We start from the raw sequence: 16,589 nt of genomic DNA on the forward strand, positions 1-16,589 counted from the left end.
CAGGCGCGCCATCCTTAGGCCGCTGTCACCAACCCTTGCAGGTCGGTACGCCCCTGTGATGGCGCATAGCCCTCAAGCACCGCCCGATGGTTCTTCTGCAGGCGGCGGACCAGCTGTTTCTGCCGCGGGTTTTCTGGGATCACATAAGCGCTTTTGGCGACAAACGCGGCATCGCGGGTCTCCGGAAAGATCGCCTTGATCTCCGCAACCGCCTCACGGGACAGCGCGCATTCCGTCATCTTGCCAAACAGCAGGCTCTCGCTCGGGCAGCCTTCGGCAAAGACCACCTCATGCTGATCAAACAGCAGATGCACATAGTCCACCTCTGAGGAGGGGCGATGCAGGGAAATGCCGGGCAGACCGCACAGCCGGATGGCCGCCACAAGCGCGGTCTTCTGTCCGAACATGCGCTGACAAATCGGGGAATGCACAGCCATGCGGTGCTGACGGGAGACAAAGAGGTCGCGCTCCGGCAGACCCTGACCCAGCGCACCAGCGGCGATTCTCACCGGATGCAGCTTCTCGTCCTGCGCCAGCGCTTCGGCCGTAAGCTGTCGGCGGCCAACCCAGCGCACGGGTTTGAGGCCGGTCTCTGTGCGCACCACATCCCCAATCTCGATGTCGCGCGCGGCCTTTGTGCCGTTGGCCGTGGCAATCCGCGTGCCGCCTGCAAAACAGACCATCAACGAAATATTGTCGACAATCGCGCCAAGGCTGTCGTTGGGGTCACGCTCGGTAAACCGCAGCGTATAGGTGCCGCCTTTCGGAAAAGAGACCGGCAGCGAAAACTCCAACAGCTCATTGGCCGTTGGGCGCACTTCCATGGAGGCTATGACTTTGTCGTCTGCATCCAGAATTTCAACGTTGAAGCCTTCTTTGCCCGCGTTGCGATTCGAGGCGTTCCGCAGGGCAGAATCAAAGGTCAGCTCTGTGTCGGTGCCGTGAGACACCTCAAAACTCTGCTCAAGAACAGTGGTCAGCCCACGCCGCCCATCCAGCTCGGACACCGCGTTTTGCGAGCCGTTGTGCAGATACGCCGTCTCTTTGTGGTTTGCTTCAATATCACTGCCGCTCCATCCGGATGCACCCGCATCGAATGTGCCGTTAATGATTAAATTCTTTGGAGCCATGAAAATTACCCATCACCATAAGGAACCTACTAACACACGAAGTATTTGATTCAAGTTTGAACCAATTTAATTGGTTAACGCGTTCAAACGTGAAGTCTTAAATTTATTGGGTTGTGGCTGTCATTTTACGCCCCAAAGGTTAACAGAATCTGCCGGGGCGGTTTTGGCTGCCTGCGGGGCCTTGCGCAGGGGGCTGACCGCAAGCGACCAGCGGGCAACAAAAAAGGCCGCCCGAAACTCGAACGGCCTCTTAATTTCTTAAGGCGGGGTCTATTACAGACCGGTGGACACGTCGATCGTGTTGCCTTCTTCCAGGGTCACGTAAGCCTTTTTCACGTCTTTACGCTTGCCGAGCTGGCCGCGGAAACGCTTGACTTTACCCTTGGTGATGGTGGTGTTGACCGCTTTGACCTTCACACCAAAGAGCGCTTCAACAGCTTCTTTGATCTGTGGTTTGTTGCTGTCGATCGCCACTTCGAAAACCACTGCGCCGTTCTCGGACGCCATGGTGGATTTCTCGGTGATGACCGGCTTGCGGATCACATCGTAGTGTTCTGCCTTCGCGCTCATTTCAGACGAGCCTCCAGTGCTTCGATCCCCGCTTTGGTGATCACCAGAGTGTCACGCTTGAGGATGTCATAGACGTTCGCGCCCATGGTCGGCAGGATGTCCAGACCGTCGATGTTGCGCGATGCTTTCAGGAAGCCTTCGTTCACGGATGCGCCGTCGATGACCAGAGCACGTTTCCAGCCCAGGTTTTTCACCTGCTTGGCCAGAGCTGCGGTCTTGCCTTCAGCTGCTGCATCTTCGATCACAACCAGCTCGCCTGCTTTCGCTTTGGCGGACAGGGCGTGCTTCAGGCCCAGCTTGCGGAACTTCTTAGGCAGATCGTGGCCGTGGCTGCGAACAACCGGACCTTTGTAGATACCACCACCACGGAAGATCGGCGCGTTGCGGTCACCATGGCGTGCGCCACCGGTGCCTTTTTGGCGATAGATCTTCTTTGTGGAGTAGGAAGTTTCCGAACGGGTCTTCACCTTGTGGGTGCCGGCCTGCGCGTTGTTGCGCTGCCATCGGACCACACGGTGCAGGATGTCCGCGCGTGGTTCCTGACCGAAGAGATCTTCGGACAGTTCAACTGAACCAGCTTTGGAGCCGTCGAGTTTGATCACGTCAAGTTTCATGCTTCACCACCTTCCGCAGGCGCTTCTGCTGCTTCGGTTGCTGCTGCCTTGATCGCCGCCGGGAATGGCAGACCTTCAGGCGCTTTCTTCTTCACGGCGTCCTTAACGGAAACCCAGCCACCTTTGGAGCCAGGCACAGCGCCTTTGATGAAGAGCAGACCACGCTCGGCGTCGGTTTTCACGACTTCGAGGTTTTGGGTGGTTACGCGAACCGCACCCATGTGACCGGCCATCTTCTTGCCTTTGAACACGCGGCCCGGGTCTTGACACTGACCGGTGGAACCGTGCGAACGGTGGCTGATCGAAACACCGTGTGTTGCGCGCAGACCGCCGAAGTTGTGGCGTTTCATGGCACCGGCAAAACCTTTACCGATCGAAGTGCCCGCAACGTCCACTTTCTGACCTTCAACGAAGTGCTCTGCGGAGATTTCCGCGCCCACTTCAATCAGGCCTTCTGCTGGAACGCGGAACTCAACCAGCTTGCGCTTTGGTTCCACTTTCGCTGCTGCGAAGTGGCCACGCATGGCTTGGGAGGTGCGTTTGGCCTTGGCGGAGCCAGCGCCGAGCTGAACGGCGGTGTAGCCGTCTTTCTCTTCGGTGCGCTGTGCAACAACCTGCAGGCCGTCGAGGTGGAGAACGGTCACAGGGATCTGCTTACCGTCTTCCATGAACAAGCGGGTCATGCCCACTTTCTTTGCGATAATACCGGAACGCATCAGATATTCTCCTTAAACAGAGATCTGCACGTCCACGCCGGCCGCCAGGTCGAGCTTCATCAGCGCGTCTACGGTCTGCGGGGTCGGATCAACGATGTCGAGAAGACGCTTGTGCGTACGGATCTCGAACTGATCGCGGGATTTCTTGTCTACGTGAGGACCACGCAGAACGGTGAACTTCTCAATCTTGTTGGGAAGCGGGATCGGGCCACGAACCTGCGCGCCGGTGCGCTTTGCAGTGTTCACGATTTCCTGTGTGCTGGCATCCAGGACACGGTAATCAAAAGCCTTCAGCCGAATGCGAATGTTTTGACTTTGCATTTCGTCAGCCTTTTTTAGGCGTTGGAGTTGAGAGGAGGACCTGCGACCACCGCAAACCCTCATCGAACTCAAAAAGCGGGAATCACCCCGCCTTCCTATTCCCATAGGGAACCAGCGCCCTTTACAGCCGATTTGCCAAGCGGGCAAGGGGTATTTGCGTGAGCGCGCAATTGTAAGACAGACACGACGCCTCTGTGTGTCTCTTACGTAATCGCCTCAAGCTCTTCTTTGGTCAGATCGCCGGGCACCACGGTGATCGGGATCGGCAGGCTGCCGGAGTTGCGCGACATCTGCGACACCAGAGGGCCGGGCCCTTTGCGATCGTTGCCTGCGCCAAGGACCAAAACGCCAATTTCGGGGTCTTCGCGGATTTCAGACAGGATCTCTGTCACCGCTTCGCCTTCACGGATCTTCAGCTCCGGGTCGACGTTCTGGCGGTCCCGCATCCATTTGGCAAACACCTCATAATGCACCTCGATTCGCTCCCGCGCCTCTTCGCGCATCAGATCGCTCACACCAATCCAGTGATTGAACTCTTCCGGCGGAATGACCGACAGGATTTTCACACCCCCACCGGTGCTTGCCGCCCGCATCGCGGCAAAACGCATCGCATTGAGACATTCCCGGCTGTCATCCAGCACCACGAGGAACTTGCGCATCACATTTCTCCCTTTCGGAGATCATGCCGCTTAGGGTGGGGCGGCGCAACATCTGTTTGCGCCAAAATCCCCAACGTCTTAGGCCGGTTAGCGCCGATCAGGCCGCGCTTGAGGCAGCCCAGTCCCAATAAAGCTCGCGCACACGCCGTGTGATTGGTCCGGTCTGATACTGGCGGTCATCAAAGGCGCTTACAGGCGTCACTTTGTTCATATTGCCGGACATGAAGACCTCATCGGCCTCTTCAAAGTCCTGATAGCCAAGCACCGTTTCATGCACGGTCACACCATCTGCGCGCAGGTTTTCAATGTGACGCGCACGGGTGATGCCTGCGAGGAAGGTGCCGTTTGGCACCGGCGTGAACACTTCACCGTCGCGGACCATAAAGATATTGGCGGTCGCGGTTTCCGCCACATTGCCCATCGCGTCACAGGTCAGCGTGTTGGAAAAGCCTTTGTTGCGGGCCTCACGCAGCATGCGCGCGTTGTTTGGATAGAGACAGCCTGCCTTGGCATTGACCACCGCGCTTTCCAGCACTGGGCGGCGGAACCGGGTTTTGGTCAGGGTGGCGGCGGCTTCTGGCGCAGCCATCGGGATTTCCTCAAGGCAGAGGGCAAAGCCCGTTGTGTCTGCGCTTGGCACGATGGCTGTCGCGTCGCCATCAATGCCCCAGTACATTGGGCGGATGTAAACCGCGGCGCCGGGGGCATAGGCTTTCAAGCCGTCTTTCGCGATCTCCACCATTTCCTCTGCGCTGACCGTTGGTGTCAGCAACAGCGCCTCGGCGGAGCGGTTGGTGCGCGCGCAGTGTTTGTCCAGATCCGGGGTCAGACCATTCACCATCCGCGCGCCGTCAAAAACAGAGGATCCCAGCCACGCGCCATGATCTGCGGCGCGCATAATCGGCGCGTCGCCGTCATGCCAGCTGCCGTTGAAATAGGTGCGAATGTTGCTGCCGGTTGCCATAGTATAACCCCTCTCAAGCTTGCTCGGACACTATGCCGCGCTTTACTCAACGTCCAGCCCGACAATGGCAAAAAAGCTGACCCATTCCTTTCGATGGTGGGCACCCAAAAAAGAAAAGCCCCACCGGGGTCGGCAGGGCTTGTCAGTGATCTCGGGACCGCGCTTAGCGCAGGCGCTGACCATTGGCCATCACATGGCCTTTCTCGTTGACCTCGATTTTGGAGGTCAGAGTGTCTTCACCTGCACCCGGTTTGGTGAAGGTGCCCATCATAAAGCGGGCTGCCAGAGCCTGATCTTCAGGCAGCAAGCCCATGCTGACCAATGTGTCCATCAGCCCGTTGACGCCGTTGATGGTCAGGTCTACCGCGCCTTCCGGACGTGGCAGCCCGTCAAAGGTTTCCAGATCACTGTTGTCAAAGACAAAGTCGCCTGCGCCTTCCACGCTCGCACCGGCCAGAGTCAGGCGCAGTTCGTTCAGGCTAATGTTGTTCAGCTCGCCTGGCACCTCAGTGGTGTTCTCATCCAGCGTGAACAGATCGGTCAGAATGGTGCCCTTGCCAGCGATGTCCACAATCAGCGTCGCCGGATCACGCGGCAGCGCTTGGGTCGGGTCAAACATGCTCCATAGCAGCTCGGAGACCGAGAAGTCCTTGAGCGCAAGCTTCAGGCCAAAATCCTGCGCCTCCTCAGAGGCGGACAGCGGCACATCAAACCCATAGGAAAATTCGCCAAAGGTCACATCCACCGGGATCGGCAGCTCGCCGCCTGCACCGCTGAAGTTCGTGTCCGTGGCGCTGCCTTCGTAAGAGACATGCTTGCTGTTCATATCCAAGGTGAGATCACCTTTGCCGCTGCTCAGCGCGAATTTGCCCGGCGCACGCCCGTCGTTATAGGTCAGCTCAGCGGTCATGCCGTCATAGGTGTAGCCGCCGGTGACGCTGAACGTGTCGGTGAACAGGGCTGCCGCATCATCATCAAAATCCACATCCGGCAGGGTGCTTTCCGCCTGTGCTTTCAACCCGCTCAGCGTCACAACCGCATCCAGCGCCTCATCGCCTTCCGGCTCGCGCGCCATCACATTCAATGTGAAGCTCTCGATCTCGGAGGTCCCACGGTTGGTGGTGTCCTCCCCAAGGATCAGCTCCGACATGCCGGTCACACCCGCCAACACCATGCCAATGTCGATCCCTTCGACCGCCTCATCGTCCACCACCAGCTCGGTGACGTCGATTGTCGCTTCGCTGGCCCCATAGGTGTAGGTCAGCGCCTCAGGCTTGCCGGACACAACGGTGCTCAGATCGCCATTCAGCGTCAGTGTGATCGCAAAGGACTCTTCCGTGGCGTCAGAGCTCACCGACACCGCCTTGTTCTCCGGCAGCACAACCGACACGGTGCCATCGCCGTTCTCCACCAGCGCCATATCGCCAAAGTCGACAACCGCCTCGGCTTCGTCTTCTGGGAAAGCCATCAGGACCTTCATGTCCGAAATCGACAGGGTGTTCCCGTCTTCGGCTTCGGTGGCCTCAATCGAATAGCCGGAAGCGGCCATATAGTCTTGCCAATGTTGCCAGACGTCGCGCGCGCTGACATCCGCCACTGCAGACTGGGCAAAAAGGACCGTCGCCAAAGCTGTGGTCGAAAAGACGCCAGAGGCTGAAATATGCATAACTTAGTCTACCTTTTCAAAGCATTTGGCCTAACCTCTGATGAAGATTAAGGAGGGTCAAGGCCCAAGCGCCTCCAAATCAATTTTCCGAGTGCCATAGGGCTGGACGGATCCGCACCAGCCCCTTACGAGTTGACCAAGACGACACCATAAGGAGTGTTTTTATGAGTGATTTTTCCGGAAAAACTGTTGCGATCACCGGAGCGAGCCGTGGTATTGGCGCGTCTGCTGCGCGGCTTTTTGCCGAGGCAGGCGCAAATGTTGTGCTTCTGGCCCGCAGCACCGGTGACATTGAGGCCATTGCGGCCGAGATTGGCGAGAAAGCCCGCGCCATTCAGTGTGACGTGGCGGATTACGCCGAGGTTGAAGCGGCCCTGAACTCCACGGTTGAAATCTTCGGCAGCCTGGACGTTCTGATCAACAACGCCGGTGTCGTGGAGCCGATCTCTCATCTGGCGTCCTCCGATCCTGCGGCTTGGGGCAAAGTCATCGATATCAATCTCAAAGGTGTCTATCACGGCATGCGCGCAGCCATGCCGATCATGGAGGCCGCTGGCGGCGGCACCATCCTGACCATTTCCTCCGGCGCGGCGCACGGCCCGGTTGAGGCCTGGAGCCATTATTGTGCCTCCAAAGCGGCGGTGAACATGCTGACCCGCTGTATCGACAAAGAAGCGCGCCACAACGGCATCCGCGCCATTGGCCTCAGCCCCGGCACCGTGGCCACCCAGATGCAACGCGAGATCAAGGCCAGCGGCATCAACCCGGTCAGCAAGCTGGACTGGTCTGACCACATCCCGCCAGAGTGGCCTGCGCGCTGCCTGATGTGGATGTGCGGGGCCGAGGCCGACGAATGGCTCGGCGATGAGATCTCCCTGCGCGCCGAAGACATCCGCCGCAAAGTTGGACTGATATGATTGAACTGACCAAAGAAGACTCCGGGCTGTGGATTGTCACCATCAACCGCCCGGACAAGGCCAATTCCCTGACCGAGGCGATGCTGACCGAACTGGCGGAGATCGCCGAAGCCGCCCAAGAAGCGCGTGTGCTGATCCTGACCGGCGAAGGCCGCGTTTTCTCCGCCGGGGCTGATCTGGAGGAGGCCCGCACCGGCCTCGCCACCAGCCCTGTGTGGGAGCGTCTCTCCAGCGCCATTGCCGCGTTGCCGGGGCTGACCATCGCTGCCCTGAACGGCACGCTTGCGGGCGGGGCCAACGGTATGGCGCTGGCCTGCGATCTGCGTCTGGCTGTGCCCGCTGCCAAATTCTTCTACCCGGTCATGAAGTTGGGCTTTCTGCCACAGCCTTCTGATCCGGCCCGTCTCGCCGCACTGGTGGGTCCGGCACGCGCCAAGCTCATCCTGATGGGCGGCGCCAAAATCACCGCGCCTGATGCTTATCAGTTTGGTCTGGTCGATCAGCTGGTGGAAGACGGCGACGTGGTGGCCGCCGCGCGCACTCTGGCAGCAGACACGCTGGCCGCCGATCCAAAGATCGCCGCGGGCATCAAGGCGATGTGCATCTGACACTTTTGCAGCGGGCAGGAGGGGGCATCCGCTCTTGCCCGCGCAGCCAAATCTTCCCGCCATCGGGGCCGCCGTAAGCCCTTTACCGCTTTCGCCGCCCGCCCGGGGTTTTGGAATGAAACGTTGGCGGGCGCTTTCCCACCCAGCGAATGAACTTTGCGAGCCGTGGATGCGCCTGCAGCGCGGCGATGGTGTGAAAGCTCTGCGCCAGCTCGGTTTCTGACAGGGTGGCGTGGATTTCATTGTGGCAAATCTGATGCAACAGCACCGTCTCCCCGCCCTTGCCGCCGCGCAATCTGGGGATCAGATGATGCCTGCTCTGGCGCGCCTCAGGAGGGATTGGGCGGCCACACAGCGGACAGATCGGCATCCCGCTGTTATCCGATGCGCCTTCTGACATAATTTTCCCCCTCCGTCCCGGCGCGGTTTTTGATTGAGTTGCCTGCAACAGGCAGGCAAGAGGATAAGCCATGGAAATCACACAGCAAGCAGGCATCTCATGAACCAAGCGGAGATTCTGGACACCGCGTTGCAAGAGGCCACACGCCTTTGGGGCATCGCAGAAGGCTGGCTTCTCAGCCCCGCCGCCTGGTCGCAATTTGCGCTTCTGCTCATCGCCTATCTGGTCGCGCTTTATACCAGCCGTAAACTGCACCCGCTGCTGGGCCGTCTGCTGACCCCGCCTGAAGGGCAGGACAGCTACATCGCCCGCGCCCGCCGCTTTGTGGCGCTGTTTCTGCCGCTCCTGCTGCCTCTGCTCGCCTATGTCTTCACCGGTCTGGGGGAAAGCGTCACCCGCTCGCTCTTTGGCTCCGGCGCGGTGATCGCCTTTGGCAAACGGGTGTTTCTTTTCCTCGCCGTGCGCATTCTTGTGCGAGAGGTGATCTCTGATCCGGTGATGCAGGTGCTGGGCCGCTACATCCTTGTGCCTGTGGCCGCGCTCTATGCGCTAGGGCTGCTGGACCCTGCGATGGCCTATCTGGACGCCACGGTGGTGCCGCTGGGCAACCTGTCGTTCTCCGTGCTCTTTGCGATCCGCTTTGTGGTGGTCGCAGGCGCGATCTTCTGGCTCGGGCGCTGGTCCAACGACCAGTCCAGCCAGTTCATCAAGAAACAGGAAGAGATGCGCCCCGCCATGCGCGAGCTGATCGCCAAAACGATCGAGATCGCCATCTTCGGCGTCGCCTTCCTTCTGGTGATGAACATCATGGGCATCTCGCTCACCTCTCTGGCGGTGCTGACCGGTGTGATTGGTGTCGGCCTTGGCTTTGGCCTGCAAAAGATTGCCTCAAACTTCATCTCCGGCGTGATCCTGCTGCTTGAGGGGCAGGCCACCGTGGGCGACTATGTGGAGCTGGACGGCGGCGAGGCAGGCACCATCATCAAGATGACCGCCCGCGCCACCATTCTGGAAACCTACGATGGCCGCTGGATCGTGGTGCCCAACGAGGATTTCATCACCACCCGCGTGGTCAACTACTCAGACAGCGGTTCCGCCAACCGCTATGAGGCGCCGTTTTCCGTCAGCTACGACACTGACATCAACAAGGTCCCCGCCATCATCGAGGCCGCCGTGGCCAAACACCCCGGCGTGCTCACCACCCCGTTTCCGCCCGATTGCGAGCTGCGCGGCTTTGGCGACAGTGGCGTGGATTTTGCCGTCGAATTCTGGGTCGAAGGCATTGATGACGGCAAAAACAAATTCATGTCCGATGTGCTCTTCCTGATCTGGAACGCGCTGAAGGCCGAAGGCATCACCATTCCGTATCCGCACCGCGTGGTGGAGCTTAAAACACCCCTGCCGGAACAGACCGCATGAGCGACGCGCTGATCATCGGAGCAGGCCCTGCCGGGTTGATGGCCGCAGATATGCTCTCTGCCCAAGGCCACAGCGTGCTGGTTGCGGAGGCCAAACCCTCTGTGGCGCGCAAATTCCTGATGGCGGGGAAATCCGGTCTCAACCTCACCAAAGACGAGCCTTTCGCGCCTTTCCTTGCCCACTATGCAGAGGCCGCGCAGCCTCTCCTGCCGATGTTGAAGGCCTTTGGCCCGCAACAGGCCATTTCATGGGCAGAAGATCTGGGGCAGGAGATGTTCACCGGCTCCTCCGGCCGTGTCTTTCCCAACGTTATGAAAGCCTCCCCGCTGCTGCGCGCTTGGCTGCACCGGCTCTCTGCACAAGGGGTGGAGATCCGCACCCGCTGGCGTTGGACCGGCGGGGCTTTTGTCTTTGACACTCCAGAAGGGCCGCAGAGCCTGTCACCCAAAGTCTGCGTTCTGGCCTGCGGTGGCGCAAGCTGGGCGCGGCTCGGCTCTGACGGCGCTTGGGCCGATTGGCTGGACCTGCCTCTGGTCCCGTTTCAGCCCGCCAATATGGGTTTTGTGGTGCCGTGGTCGCCGCATATGAGCCGCCATTTTGGCACCCCTGTCAAAAACGTGATCCTGCGCGCCGGGGATCAGGCACTGCGCGCGGAATTTGTGATCTCAGAGCGCGGTTTGGAAGGTGGCGGCATCTATGCGCTCTCCCGCCCCATGCGCGAAGGGGCACAGCTCGCGCTGGATCTGCTGCCAGACATGTCCCTTGAAGACATCCGCACACGCCTCGCCAAACCGCGCGGCAAAGCCAGCCGAGCCAATCACCTGCGCAAAACCCTGAAACTAAGCCCGGAAAAACAGGCGCTGCTGATGGAGTTTGGCCAACCCTTGCCCCAAGACCTCGCCCCCCTGATCAAGGCGCTGCCGATCACCCATGCCGGCCCCCGCCCGATGGATGAAGCCATCAGCACCGCTGGCGGCCTGCGTTTTCAGGATCTTACTGCCGATCTGATGCTCAAAACCCGCCCGGGGGTCTTTGCCGCTGGCGAAATGCTGGACTGGGAGGCCCCCACAGGAGGCTATCTGCTGACCGCCTGCCTCGCCACCGGTCGCTGGGCGGGTCTGGCCGCGGCCGAATGGCTCGCCAACTCCTAAGGGCTTCTCATTCCTGAAGTATCCCGGGGTGAATTGGCCCGTCAGGGCCAAGAGGGGCTGGCCCCTTAGCCTTTCTTTGGCAATAACCGTTGAAACGCCGCCCGGGCGCGGGTGTGTTTGATATAAGGCACCAGCTCCGCATTGTCGGTGCTGAACCCTTCAAATTTCGCCCAGGTCGCGCAATGGGTCAGGATGATGTCGGGGATCGTGATCTCCTCCCCCATCAGATAGGCCCCCTTGCGCCGCGCCATCACATTGTTGATGCCGCGGTTGTACTCCCAGATCAGCGTCTCTTTGATCGCAGGCACCCTGCGCGCCTCGGGCAAAATGAAGTTGTGGCGGCTCGCGGTCCATAATCCCGCCTCCACCTCATCCAGAATTTGCTGGGTGAGACTGTCCTGATGCGCCCGCGCCACTGTGCCCTTGGGCGCGGTCAGCGCCCCGTGTTTGTCCGCCAGATAGGTCAGAATGGCGGTGCTGTCGGTGATCTTTTCAGCCCCCTCAATCAGGATCGGAATTTTCCCGCTCGGATTGTGGGATTTCACCAGCTCGGTCTGCGGCTGCTCCGGATGGAGCTTATAAGGCTGGCCCAGCTCCTCCAGCATCCAGAGCACGCGAATGGCGCGGCTCGTCGGGCTCCCGATCACTTCATACATGGCTGCTCTCCCTCTGCTTGAGTAAATGCTGCATCCGCGTGCGGTGGCAATCAAGTCAGCGCGCGCAGAAATGACGTTCGGTCGACATCACTTAGGATGCACTACCAAAACACCGGAAGGTCTGGCTCGAGAGCTCCTTGCGAAGGTCAGTAATATTGAATTTTTGACCTCTTTCGGCGATACTCGAGCCACTGTGTTCGTAATGATTTTGAGGGTAGATTTATGAGATTTTTGTTTTCCACAGCAATATTTTGCACTGCGCTTGCCGCCTGCCAGGATGTGCCAAGCAGCGGTAAAGGCAAGGCAAAACAACTTGCCACACAAGAAGACATGAGTGCTGTTTTTGGCAAAACACTTACGCTCAATGCTGGGCAATCAATCGTGATATTGGAAGACGGGACACTGAGTGGGAGCTGGGACGGAACGCCCATTGTAGGAACCTATGTGATGAAAGATGGTTTCTTCTGTCGCACACTCAGCCAGGGACCGAGCGGTCCTTCAGCGGAAGACTGCCAGCTATTTGTGCTCGACGGCAATCAACTCATGGGTACAAGAAATCGCGGTGAGGGCGCGTCCTTCACCTATACGGTGTCTTAGAGCGCACGCTGTTGACCGGTTCTCAGTTTAGGCTTCCGTTCTAGCGCCGGGCCAGCATCGCAAGACGCAGGAACAGCCGCTCAACCAGCGCCATCTCCGGGGCGCGTTGCCCGGCGGAGCGCAGCTGCAAGTCGGTGTCTGTCAATCCGGTCAGAGCCTGCTCGAGTTTTGCCGCCCCCCAGCCTGAGGCCTGACGGGTCATCCGGTCGCGGCGCGGGCCAAAGATCGGCGGGCGCATCTTGGCAATGCCCGCCGAGGCCCCACCGGGGTCAGCGGCTGCGCTGTAAAGCGCGCGAAAATGGCGGGTTGCGGAGATGATCAGCAAAACCGGGTTCACCCCCTGCGCCTCCAGCTTGCGCAACACCGGCCCCAGTTCCTGCGCGCGCCCCTCCGCCACGATGTTGAGCACATCATCCAGCGCCGCCTCAGTCGAGACCGGCGCGCAGGCCATCACATCTTCTGAGGTGACAGGGGTGTCATCTTTGAATTTGTAGAGCGCGAGCTTTTCACAGGTCTGGCGGAAGTCACCCGGATCCAGCTCCTTGGCGAGGTTGGCCAGATCGGTCATTGCCTCGCCTTGAATGTCACGCAATCCGGCGGCTTTTAGGTCGGCTTCAATCTCTTCGCGGCTGGGCGGATCATTATAGATCCCCACCGCATAGGCATTGTTGTGCCCCTCAAAGGCCTTGCGGATTTTGGAGCTCGCCTTGAGCTGCCCCGCGGTGATCACAATCTGCGCATCCCCCGGCGCCCAGTCTTCCAACGCGGACAGAATAGCGGGGGCGGTGGCATCGGTGGCATCCTCCACAAAGGCCACGCGCGGGCCGGGAAAGAAGCTCACCTCCTTGATGGCATCATTCAGCCGCGCCTTGTCTTTGCGCAGCTCCGCGCCGGGAATGCGCGTGAGGCGCATTTCTTCTTCGCCCTGCGGGCCAATCAGCGCGGCAATCAGCTCCTGGCGCTTCAGCGCCACGCGCATCGCATCTGGCCCGAAAATCAGCACACCGGTGCGATCCGGCTCCGGCTTGCCAAAATACCGGTTGGCCTCGCGCGCGCTCATTTTCATGTGGCTGCAGCCGCCTCAAACGCCTGAAGTTCCGCCACAATCCGGTCCGCCAGAATAACGCTCAGGCGCTCATAGGCATCCTGACGCGCCGCCAGTTCTGATACGGTGCTGCCGCTTGCGGAATAGCTCACAAAAGAGGAGACCTTGCCCGAGGTGCGCACCTCTTTGCTGTCGATCCCGCGCAAGGCATAGGTGGCGGATCCGATCACATCAAAGCGGTCGGTTTCCTGCGCCACGGTACGCCCCACCGCGCGTTCTGACAGATCAAGCGCCAGCGACAGGCCGTATTCGGCATTCACTCCGGGCTGACCCAGCCGGTCTTCCAGCTCTCGCACCAGAAGAAAGCTCTCATTGGCGTTGGGCTCATCCACCAACACATTGTTGAGCAGGTTCTGCCCGCCACCCCCCGGCCCATAGACCGGCGTGAAGCCACAGCCGCCCAAGGGGATGCCAAGGGCGGCGGCTGACAGGAGAAAAGAGCGGCGGTTAAACGACGACATTCACGATCCGACCGGGGACAACGATCAATTTCTTGGGCTGGGCCCCATCCAGCGCACGTGCCACAGCTTCATGGGCCAGCGCCAGTTTTTCAACCTCTTCTTTTGCGAGGTCTTTGGCCACGGTGATTTCGCCACGGCGTTTGCCGTTGATCTGGATCGGCAGGGTCACATTTGCCTCAACCAGCATCGCCTCATCCGCCACAGGCCAGGCCGCATTCACCACCAGTCCTTCGCCGCCCAGAATTTGCCAAATCTCTTGTGAGAGATGGGGGGTTATAGGAGACATCAACTGGGCAAGCGTTTTCATCGCACGATTTTTTGCGGGAGCATCAGCGTCTGACTTTGCGATAGCATTTGTAAACGCATACAAACGAGCAATTGCAGCATTAAATGCAAAATTCTCTATGGAATTAGTAACGTCACGGACACATCTGTGAGTTTCTCTATCTAGCGCTGCATCGTGGGTAGGGACGCCGCCATTGTTCATGCCCATAGTGGCAATGCGATAGACTCGGCTCAGGTGCTTATAGGCCGCTTCCGCGCCAGACGCCGTCCATTCCACATCGCGCTCGGGCGGGCTGTCAGAAAGCACAAACCAACGCGCTGTATCGGCCCCAAAGGACGTGATGATGTCCACCGGATCCACCACGTTGTTTTTGGATTTGGACATTTTGGCAGAAGGGATCACCTCCACCGCCTCGCCGGTCTCTTTCACAAATGTGCCGCCGTCGCGCTCTTCCACTTCCGCAGGGTAGTGATAGATCGTGCGGCCATTGTCATCGGTGCGCTCGGCGTTCTTATAGATCGCGTGGGTCACCATGCCTTGGGTGAAGAGCGCATCAAACGGCTCTTTGGCGCTTTCGGGCAGGTGGCCACAGATGTGCATCGCCCGCGCAAAGAAGCGCGAATAAAGCAGGTGCAAAATCGCGTGCTCAATGCCACCGATATACTGATCGACGTTCATCCAATAAGCCGCGTCCTCCATGGAAGTCGGCGTGTCCGCCTGTGGCGCGGTGAAACGCGCAAAATACCAGGAGCTGTCCACAAAGGTGTCCATGGTGTCTGTTTCACGCTGGGCAGGCGCGCCACAGTTCGGGCAGCTGCAGTTGCGCCAGCTTGGGTGACGGTCGAGCGGATTGCCGGGCACGGAGAAATCAATCGCCTTGCCGTCCTCATCATAAGGCAGCGCAATCGGCAGGTTCTCTTTCTTTTCGGGCACCACGCCACAGTTTTCGCAATGCACAACCGGAATCGGGCAACCCCAATAGCGCTGACGGGACAGGCCCCAGTCACGCAGACGGAAGTTGGTCACACCTTTGCCCCAGCCTGCGCTCTCGGCGAAGTCGATGGTGGTGTCGATGGCCTCTTGGCCGGTGGCCTCATCCAGACCGGCAAAATGGTTCACCCATTTCACCTTTTCGTCTTTGCCGGGCACAAAGGCGGTGTTCTCCACCGGCACTTCGTTGCCAAGCGCAAAGAAGGTGTCTGTGACCGGCAGGTCATACTTGCGGCAGAAATCAAGGTCGCGCTGGTCATGCGCCGGGCAGGCAAAAATCGCGCCGGTGCCGTAATCCATCAGAATGAAGTTCGCGATCCAGACCGGCAGCTCCCACTCCGGGTTCAGTGGGTGTTTCACCCGAATGCCGGTGTCATAGCCCAGCTTCTCTGCGGTTTCGATCGCCTCTTCCGTGGTGCCGCCCTTGCGGCACTCCGCCACAAAGGCTGCAACCTCGGGGTTTGAGGTCTCAAGTTCTTTGGCAATCGGGTGATCCGGGGAAATACCAACAAAAGACGCGCCCATCAGCGTGTCGGGGCGGGTGGTGTATACAGTGATCGCCTCACCGCCATCCACACGCTCGAAGCCAAATTCCAGACCGCGTGACTTGCCGATCCAGTTCTCCTGCATCAGACGCACTTTGGCAGGCCAGTTCTCCAGCCCGTCCAGCGCGGTCAGCAGCTCATCGGAGTAGTCCGAAATCTTGAAGAACCACTGAGTCAGCTCGCGCCGCTCCACCAGCGCACCAGAGCGCCAGCCACGGCCGTTTTCCACCTGCTCATTGGCCAGAACGGTCATGTCGACCGGGTCCCAGTTCACCACAGCGTTCTTACGGTAGACGAGGCCTTTTTCGAGGAAATCCAGGAACAGCGCCTGTTGCTGGCCGTAATAATCCTCATCACAGGTGGCAAACATGCGCGACCAGTCCAGCGACAGGCCCAGCGGTTTCATCTGCTCCACCATCGTGTCGATGTTGGAATAGGTCCAGTCCTTGGGGTGGCCGCCGCTCGCCATCGCCGCGTTTTCCGCAGGCATACCAAAGGCGTCAAAGCCCATCGGATGCAGCACATTGTGCCCGGTGGAGATTTTGTAACGCGCGATCACATCACCCATGGTGTAGTTGCGCACATGCCCCATATGCAGCTTGCCCGACGGGTAGGGGAACATCTCAAGCACATAATACTTGGGTTTGCTTTCATCCCGAACGGCTTTGAAAGTCTCGGTCTTGGCCCAGGCTTCCTGCCAGCGGGCTTCAATCTCGGCGGGGCTGTAGCGCGACATAGGGTGTCACCTTTTTGATTCTGGTCTCTGCCACCAAACACGTGGCGCGGGTTTTGGAAGGTGATAGGCCGCTCTGCG

General features: G+C 59.4%; 18 protein-coding genes. 5 read left to right on the forward strand and 13 right to left on the reverse strand.

Annotation, left to right across the window (positions count from 1 at the left end; all coding sequences use genetic code 11):
* Nucleotides 1–14: 14 nt before the first annotated feature.
* The 8 genes from J7412_RS09345 to J7412_RS09380 all read right to left on the reverse strand — a co-directional run bounded on the left by J7412_RS09345 (nucleotide 15) and on the right by J7412_RS09380 (nucleotide 6,640).
* Complete coding sequence (locus tag J7412_RS09345; protein ID WP_209078426.1) at nucleotides 15–1,130, reverse strand: Hint domain-containing protein; 1,116 nt, start codon at nucleotides 1,128–1,130, stop codon at nucleotides 15–17.
* 273 nt (nucleotides 1,131–1,403) lie between these two features.
* On the reverse strand, nucleotides 1,404–1,700 hold the full coding sequence (locus J7412_RS09350; RefSeq protein WP_058238271.1) for a 50S ribosomal protein L23: 297 nt from the start codon (nucleotides 1,698–1,700) through the stop codon (nucleotides 1,404–1,406).
* A complete protein-coding gene (gene rplD, locus J7412_RS09355) occupies nucleotides 1,697–2,314 on the reverse strand; it encodes a 50S ribosomal protein L4 (RefSeq protein ID WP_209064698.1) in 618 nt (205 codons plus the stop codon). Before rplD ends, J7412_RS09350 begins: the two co-directional genes overlap by 4 nt.
* On the reverse strand, nucleotides 2,311–3,030 hold the full coding sequence (gene rplC / locus J7412_RS09360; RefSeq protein WP_209064700.1) for a 50S ribosomal protein L3: 720 nt from the start codon (nucleotides 3,028–3,030) through the stop codon (nucleotides 2,311–2,313). The genes rplD and rplC overlap by 4 nt, the downstream gene beginning before the upstream one ends.
* Nucleotides 3,031–3,042: 12 nt before the next feature.
* Complete coding sequence (rpsJ, locus tag J7412_RS09365) at nucleotides 3,043–3,351, reverse strand: 30S ribosomal protein S10 (RefSeq protein WP_044028221.1); 309 nt, start codon at nucleotides 3,349–3,351, stop codon at nucleotides 3,043–3,045.
* A 203-nt stretch (nucleotides 3,352–3,554) separates the two neighbouring features.
* Nucleotides 3,555–4,010, reverse strand: coding sequence for a universal stress protein (locus J7412_RS09370; RefSeq protein WP_209064702.1), 456 nt, complete (start codon nucleotides 4,008–4,010; stop codon nucleotides 3,555–3,557).
* A 97-nt stretch (nucleotides 4,011–4,107) separates the two neighbouring features.
* Nucleotides 4,108–4,974 (reverse strand): branched-chain amino acid aminotransferase, encoded by an 867-nt coding sequence (locus J7412_RS09375; RefSeq protein WP_209078427.1) that lies wholly within the window; start codon nucleotides 4,972–4,974, stop codon nucleotides 4,108–4,110.
* Between the two features lie 163 nt (nucleotides 4,975–5,137).
* The gene (locus J7412_RS09380; RefSeq protein ID WP_209078428.1) at nucleotides 5,138–6,640 is read right to left on the reverse strand and encodes a DUF2125 domain-containing protein; all 1,503 of its coding nucleotides are present in this window, start codon (nucleotides 6,638–6,640) and stop codon (nucleotides 5,138–5,140) included.
* A gap of 164 nt (nucleotides 6,641–6,804) precedes the next feature.
* On the opposite strand from J7412_RS09380, the gene J7412_RS09385 reads away from it, so the two are divergent.
* Together J7412_RS09385 and J7412_RS09390 are read left to right on the forward strand one after the other, a co-directional pair.
* Nucleotides 6,805–7,557, forward strand: coding sequence for an SDR family oxidoreductase (locus tag J7412_RS09385; protein ID WP_209078429.1), 753 nt, complete (start codon nucleotides 6,805–6,807; stop codon nucleotides 7,555–7,557).
* Nucleotides 7,554–8,165 carry an enoyl-CoA hydratase/isomerase family protein gene (locus tag J7412_RS09390; RefSeq protein WP_209078430.1) on the forward strand — a complete coding sequence of 204 codons (612 nt, stop codon included), beginning with the start codon at nucleotides 7,554–7,556 and terminating at the stop codon, nucleotides 8,163–8,165. Before J7412_RS09385 ends, J7412_RS09390 begins: the two co-directional genes overlap by 4 nt.
* A gap of 82 nt (nucleotides 8,166–8,247) precedes the next feature.
* Here the strand turns inward: J7412_RS09390 and J7412_RS09395 are convergent, their stop codons facing one another.
* Nucleotides 8,248–8,565 (reverse strand): HNH endonuclease, encoded by a 318-nt coding sequence (locus tag J7412_RS09395; RefSeq protein WP_247743855.1) that lies wholly within the window; start codon nucleotides 8,563–8,565, stop codon nucleotides 8,248–8,250.
* Between the two features lie 99 nt (nucleotides 8,566–8,664).
* Here J7412_RS09395 and J7412_RS09400 point away from each other — a divergent pair, with 99 nt between their 5' ends.
* Together J7412_RS09400 and J7412_RS09405 are read left to right on the forward strand one after the other, a co-directional pair.
* Nucleotides 8,665–9,984, forward strand: coding sequence for a mechanosensitive ion channel domain-containing protein (locus tag J7412_RS09400; RefSeq protein ID WP_209078431.1), 1,320 nt, complete (start codon nucleotides 8,665–8,667; stop codon nucleotides 9,982–9,984).
* Nucleotides 9,981–11,135 (forward strand): TIGR03862 family flavoprotein, encoded by a 1,155-nt coding sequence (locus tag J7412_RS09405; RefSeq protein ID WP_209078432.1) that lies wholly within the window; start codon nucleotides 9,981–9,983, stop codon nucleotides 11,133–11,135. Before J7412_RS09400 ends, J7412_RS09405 begins: the two co-directional genes overlap by 4 nt.
* A gap of 65 nt (nucleotides 11,136–11,200) precedes the next feature.
* Here the strand turns inward: J7412_RS09405 and J7412_RS09410 are convergent, their stop codons facing one another.
* Nucleotides 11,201–11,791 carry a glutathione S-transferase family protein gene (locus tag J7412_RS09410; protein ID WP_209078433.1) on the reverse strand — a complete coding sequence of 197 codons (591 nt, stop codon included), beginning with the start codon at nucleotides 11,789–11,791 and terminating at the stop codon, nucleotides 11,201–11,203.
* A gap of 222 nt (nucleotides 11,792–12,013) precedes the next feature.
* Between J7412_RS09410 and J7412_RS09415 the strand changes: the two genes are divergently transcribed.
* Nucleotides 12,014–12,388, forward strand: a complete 375-nt coding sequence (locus J7412_RS09415; RefSeq protein ID WP_209078434.1) for a hypothetical protein — start codon at nucleotides 12,014–12,016, stop codon at nucleotides 12,386–12,388.
* A 40-nt stretch (nucleotides 12,389–12,428) separates the two neighbouring features.
* Here the strand turns inward: J7412_RS09415 and holA are convergent, their stop codons facing one another.
* The 3 genes from holA to leuS are packed head-to-tail and all read right to left on the reverse strand — an operon-like array spanning nucleotide 12,429 to nucleotide 16,511.
* Nucleotides 12,429–13,454, reverse strand: a complete 1,026-nt coding sequence (gene holA, locus J7412_RS09420) for a DNA polymerase III subunit delta (protein ID WP_209078435.1) — start codon at nucleotides 13,452–13,454, stop codon at nucleotides 12,429–12,431.
* On the reverse strand, nucleotides 13,451–13,954 hold the full coding sequence (lptE, locus tag J7412_RS09425; RefSeq protein WP_247743856.1) for an LPS assembly lipoprotein LptE: 504 nt from the start codon (nucleotides 13,952–13,954) through the stop codon (nucleotides 13,451–13,453). The genes holA and lptE overlap by 4 nt, the downstream gene beginning before the upstream one ends.
* Nucleotides 13,941–16,511: a leucine--tRNA ligase gene (leuS, locus tag J7412_RS09430; RefSeq protein ID WP_209078436.1), complete on the reverse strand. Its 2,571-nt coding sequence runs from the start codon at nucleotides 16,509–16,511 to the stop codon at nucleotides 13,941–13,943. The genes lptE and leuS overlap by 14 nt, the downstream gene beginning before the upstream one ends.
* Nucleotides 16,512–16,589: the final 78 nt, after the last annotated feature.

It is taken from the genome of Shimia sp. R9_3, from assembly GCF_017743755.1.
Taxonomy (GTDB): Bacteria; Pseudomonadota; Alphaproteobacteria; order Rhodobacterales; family Rhodobacteraceae; genus Shimia.